The sequence below is a fragment of the Streptomyces sp. SID11385 genome (genome assembly GCF_010548245.1).
In the GTDB taxonomy this organism is placed as follows: Bacteria; Actinomycetota; Actinomycetes; order Streptomycetales; family Streptomycetaceae; genus Streptomyces.
Genome location: NZ_JAAGLR010000726.1, coordinates 1 through 5,233 on the forward strand (window position 1 = coordinate 1; position 5,233 = coordinate 5,233).

A 5,233-nucleotide genomic window follows, 5' to 3' on the forward strand; every position below is an offset into this window, starting at 1 on the left:
CGCGGGGACGACCCCGGCGACGAGCCCGGGCCGCCCCGCGTGCGCGGCGCCCACGACCCCGGCGACGGGGTCGGCGAGCAGGACGGGCACGCAGTCCGCGGTGAGCACCGCGAGCGCGAGCCCCCGCCGCGCGGTGACGACCGCGTCGACGGCCGGTACGGGCTTCTCGCCCCACGGCTCGTCGACGACCGCGACCTCGCGCCCGTGGACCTGGTTCATCCAGACCACGTGCGCGGGATCGAGGCCGAGGTCCTTCGCCGCGAGCGCCCGGTTGGCGAGGACCGCCCCGGGCGCGTCACCGACCGCGCCGCCGAGGTTCAGCTCCTCGTACGGAGCGGCGCTCACCCCGCCCCACCTGTCGGTGAAGGCGAAGTGCGCGCCGCCCGCTTCCTCGTGCGTGCCTATCACTTCAGGAAGTCCGGCACGTCCAGCTCCTCGGCCTGGCTGTCCGGGTAGGGACGGGCCGGGGGGACCGAGGGCTGCGGGAGCTGCGGGGCGGGCGCCTCGTTGACCGGGGCCGGTTCGGGCTCCGGGCGGGGGGCCGGCTCCTCGCGCGGGGTGACGGAGCCGAGGCCGCCGAAGGCCGGACGGACCGGCTCGCTCGTACGGGCCTGCGGCTGCTCCTCGCGCTTGCCGGTGCTGGCACCGATCACGTTGTCCCGCTTGGCGGGGGGCTGGCCCCCGTCGAAGCCGGCCGCGATGACGGTGACCTTGACCTCGTCGCCGAGGGCGTCGTCGATGACGGCGCCGAAGATGATGTTGGCCTCCGGGTGCGCGGCCTCGCTCACCAGCTGGGCCGCCTCGTTGATCTCGAAGAGACCGAGGTCGGAGCCGCCCGAGATGGACAGCAGGACCCCGCGCGCCCCGTCGATGGAGGCTTCGAGCAGCGGTGAGGAGATGGCCAGTTCGGCCGCCGCGACGGCCCGGTCGTCTCCGCGTGCGGAGCCGATCCCCATGAGGGCGGAGCCCGCCTCGCTCATCACGGACTTGACGTCCGCGAAGTCGAGGTTGATGAGCCCCGGGGTCGTGATCAGGTCGGTGATGCCCTGGACACCGGAGAGCAGGACCTGGTCCGCGGACTTGAACGCGTCCAGGACACTGACCTGCCGGTCCGAGATGGACAGCAGTCGGTCGTTGGGGATGACGATGAGGGTGTCGACCTCTTCGCGGAGTTCGGCGATGCCGTCCTCCGCCTGGTTGGCCCGGCGTCGCCCCTCGAAGGTGAAGGGCCGGGTGACCACGCCGATCGTGAGGGCGCCCAGGGAGCGTGCGATGTTGGCGACGACGGGTGCGCCGCCGGTGCCGGTGCCGCCACCTTCGCCCGCCGTGACGAAGACCATGTCGGCCCCCTTGAGGACCTCCTCGATCTCCTCGCGGTGGTCCTCGGCCGCCTTGCGGCCGACCGCCGGATTGGCGCCGGCTCCCAGACCCCGGGTCAGTTCGCGGCCGACGTCGAGCTTGACGTCGGCGTCGCTCATGAGCAGGGCCTGCGCGTCGGTGTTGATCGCGATGAACTCGACGCCCTTGAGCCCGACCTCGATCATCCGGTTGATGGCATTGACACCACCGCCGCCGACACCGATGACTTTGATGACTGCGAGGTAGTTCTGCGGTGCTGCCACGTCGAAGGCTGCCTCTCGCCTCGATTTACGTGTCGATGCCTCGCCGCCCGGCGTGCGTCGACTGATGCCGAATAAGGGACGGTCCGAAGCGCCGACCCGAACCCTCACCCTGAAGTTCAGGGTTACTCCCGTAAGAGTTCCCCTGTGTTCTACCCCAGTGAGAGAGGGTTACCAGTGTGTCTGTTGCTGGGACTTCGCTGACTGTTCCGAACAGGACACTAAGTCGACAAGTGGCGCGTGTTCAACGAACACGCCGAACCTCCCGTTTTTCTTTTCACCCTATGTGATCAGCCGTGGCGATGCCCAACCAGGGGGTAGTACCGCGATTTTTCGGGCCAATTCGGGGTCAATCCCATGTCAACTGCCCGTCAACTTCAGCTCACTGACGGGGCGACAGGAACAGAGACGTCGAAGTGCCGCGCCTTGGGCGCCGCTTTCATCAGGGCGGTCAGGCTGCGCGCCTTCGCCGCGCCTTTCTCGCCACTCCCCCACGCCACGGTGCGCCCGTCCCGCAACAGCAGTGTCACGTCGTCGTAGGAGCGAATGCGGATCGTGCGCAGTTCCTTGACCACGGGCGACGGGACGCGGGCCGCGACGGTGGCCGCCTCGCGCAGCAGCCGGCCGGTGCCGAAACGGCGCAGCGAGGGCGAGTCGGACGCGTCGAGATCCAGTCGCGGAATACCGCGCGGAGGAGTGCCCACCGTGGCGAAAAGCACGCCGTGCGCGTCCACTTCGTCGAATTTTCCGCCCTTTTCCCGTACGAGAACTGGTTTACGCTCCGTGACCGCGATGCGCACTCCGTGCGGCCAGGAACGGTTGATTTCCACGGATTCGATACGGGGCAGCCGGGCGCGCGCATTCGCTTCCAGCGCGTCGGTGTCCACGGAAATGAGCGGACTTCCCTGCGGGGCCGCCACCGCCTGTTCCACCTCGCGCCGGGTGAGCACCTCGGTCCCGGTCACGCTCACCTGCCGCAGCTTGAGCCACGGCGAGCCGTAGAGCAGGTAGAGCGCCCCGCCGAGCAGCAGCACGAGGCCCCCGGCGACGAGCCAGAACCTCGGTCCCGGCAGGCCGCGCGGGGGCGGGGGCGGGGCCGGGGACCGCTCGGCGTCGTGGGGCGCTTCGGCCCCGGTACGTCCTTCGCCGCCCTGGGCGGTCCTCGCTCCGGCCACGCTCCCTCAGCCTCCTCGTGATGCGGGGGCTTTCCGGGCCCCTCAGCGGTTCCTGCGTGCGGCGATCGCCTCGTACACCATGCCGACGAGCAGGTCGTCGGCGTCCCGGCGCCCGAACTCGGCGGCGGCGCGCGACATCTCGTAGAGCCGGTGCGGGTCGGCGAGCACCGGCACCACCTGGGACTGCACCCATTCCGGGGTCAGTTCCGCGTCGTCCACGAGGAGTCCGCCCCCCGCCTTCACCACCGGCTGGGCGTTGAGCCGCTGTTCGCCGTTGCCGATGGGCAGCGGGACATAGGCGGCGGGCAGGCCCACGGCGGAGAGTTCGGCGACGGTCATCGCGCCCGCGCGGCACAGCATCATGTCGGCGGCGGCGTACGCGAGGTCCATCCGGTCCACGTACGGTACCGGGATGTACGGCGGCATTCCGGGCATGTTGTCGGCGCGTGGCAGCTCGTTCTTCGGGCCGACCGCGTGCAGGACCTGGATGCCGGAGCGCTGGAGCAGCGGGACGACCCGCTGGACGACCTCGTTGAGGTGGCGGGCGCCCTGGGAGCCGCCGGAGACGAGGAGGGTGGGCAGGTTCTGGTCCAGGCCGAAGGCGGCGCGGGCCTCGGGGCGCACCCGGGCGCGGTCCAGGGTCGCGATGGTGCGGCGCAGCGGGATGCCGATGTAGCGGGCGCCGCGCAGCTTGCTGTCCGGCGTCGAGACCGCGACACCGGAGGCGTAGCGGGAGCCGATCTTGTTGGCGAGCCCGGGGCGCGCGTTGGCCTCGTGCACGACGATCGGGGTGCCGGTGCGCTTCGCCGCGAGGTAGCCGGGCAGCGCCACGTACCCGCCGAAGCCGATGACGCAGTCCGCCTTGGTGCGCTCGATGACCTGCTCGGCGGCCTTGATGGTGCCGCGCAGCCGGCCCGGCACGGTGATCAGCTCGGGGGTCGGCTTGCGCGGCAGCGGGACCGCGGGGATGAGAGCGAGTTCATAGCCGCGCTCGGGTACGAGCCGGGTCTCCAGGCCGCGTTCCGTGCCCAGAGCCGTGATCCCCACGGTGGGGTCCTGCCTGCGCAGGGCGTCCGCGAGGGCGAGCGCCGGCTCGATGTGGCCGGCGGTCCCCCCGCCGGCGAGTACGACATGCACCGAAATTCACCGCTCTCCGGACGGACGCGCCCCTGGGGCGCGCCGTCTCATCGTGTTCCATCTCACCGCGAACCGCTTGCGGCCGAAGCCGGGCCCCCGCAGGGCGAGGGCCGCTCGCGCAGCGGGCTCGTCGCGTGCGAAGGCGATGAGGAGCCCGATGGCGAACATGGTCGGCAGCAACGAGGAGCCCCCGTAGGAGAACAGCGGCAGCGGCACCCCGGCGATCGGCAGCAGACCGAGCACCGCACCGAGGTTGATCACGGCCTGCGCCGTGATCCAGGTGATGACCGCTCCCGCGGCGTACCTCACGAAGGGGTCCTCCGTGCGTCCGGCCACGCGGATACCCGCATAGCCTAGAGCGGTGAAGAGGGCGATCACCGACAGCGTCCCCGCCAGGCCCAGTTCCTCGCCGAGCACGGCGAAGATGAAGTCCGTGTGGGCTTCGGGTAGTTCACCCCATTTCTCCACGCTCGCGCCGAGGCCGGAGCCGAAGAAGCCGCCGGAGGCGAGGGCGTAGAGACCGTGCACGCCTTGCTGGCACTTGTCGTTGAAGGCGTGGGCGTCGGTCGAGCCGAGGCAGGCGAAGCGGGCGAGGCGGTTGTCGCTCGTCTTGACGAGGATCACGCCGAGCAGCCCGACGAAGCCGAGCACCCCGGCGAACATCCGCGTGGGCGCGCCCGCGAGCCACAGGAGCCCGAAGAGGATCGCGGTGAGGATCATCGCGGTGCCCATGTCCGAGCCGAGCATGATGAGCCCGAGCAGCAGGAAGGTCACCGGCACGAGCGGCACCAGCATGTGCTTCCACTGGTTGAGCAGCCGCTTCTCGCTCTTGCGGGCGAGCAGGTCGGCGCCCCACAGGACGAGCGCGAGCTTGCCGAACTCGGAGGGCTGGATCTGGAAGAAGCCGAGGTTGATCCAGTTCCGGTTGCCGTTGACGGAGACGCCGATGAGCGGCACCGCGGCCATCGTGATGATGGCCACGACGAGCAGCGGGTACGACAGCGCGCGGTGCAGTTTGACGGGCATCCGCGCGGCGGCGACCAGGAGCAGGCCGCCGATGAGGGCGGCGCCGAGCTGCTTGCGGAAGAAGAAGGAGCCCGCGAGCCCGTAGTTGAGGGCCGTGATGACGGAGGCCGAGTAGACCATCACGAGGCCCAGCACGATGATCAGCAGGCTCGCGCCGAGGATCACGTAGTACGCGGTGAGCGGCCGGTCCCAGGCCCGCATGAGCCGGGCGGGGAGCCCGCGCAGCGGATTGCCGCGCGGGCCCCTCGGCGGGCGCGGGGCGCGGGGCGGACGGGA

General features: G+C 70.9%; 5 protein-coding genes. All 5 read right to left on the bottom strand.

Translation table 11 applies throughout. The annotated features are described in order from the left end of the window. A partial coding sequence (locus G3I42_RS22030) for a polyphenol oxidase family protein (protein WP_164288491.1) occupies positions 1-408 on the bottom strand: 408 nt, incomplete at its 3' end. Beyond that, on the bottom strand, positions 405-1,622 hold the full coding sequence (gene ftsZ / locus G3I42_RS22035; protein WP_007828251.1) for a cell division protein FtsZ: 1,218 nt from the start codon (positions 1,620-1,622) through the stop codon (positions 405-407). The genes G3I42_RS22030 and ftsZ, both read right to left, overlap by 4 nt. 374 nt (positions 1,623-1,996) lie before the next feature. Further along, complete coding sequence (locus tag G3I42_RS22040) at positions 1,997-2,794, bottom strand: FtsQ-type POTRA domain-containing protein (RefSeq protein WP_164288493.1); 798 nt, start codon at positions 2,792-2,794, stop codon at positions 1,997-1,999. A 42-nt stretch (positions 2,795-2,836) separates the two neighbouring features. Beyond that, complete coding sequence (gene murG, locus G3I42_RS22045) at positions 2,837-3,931, bottom strand: undecaprenyldiphospho-muramoylpentapeptide beta-N-acetylglucosaminyltransferase (RefSeq protein WP_008748464.1); 1,095 nt, start codon at positions 3,929-3,931, stop codon at positions 2,837-2,839. Between the two features lie 6 nt (positions 3,932-3,937). Further along, positions 3,938-5,233 (bottom strand): putative lipid II flippase FtsW (ftsW, locus tag G3I42_RS22050; RefSeq protein WP_164288495.1); only part of this gene is annotated, 1,296 nt, incomplete at its 5' end.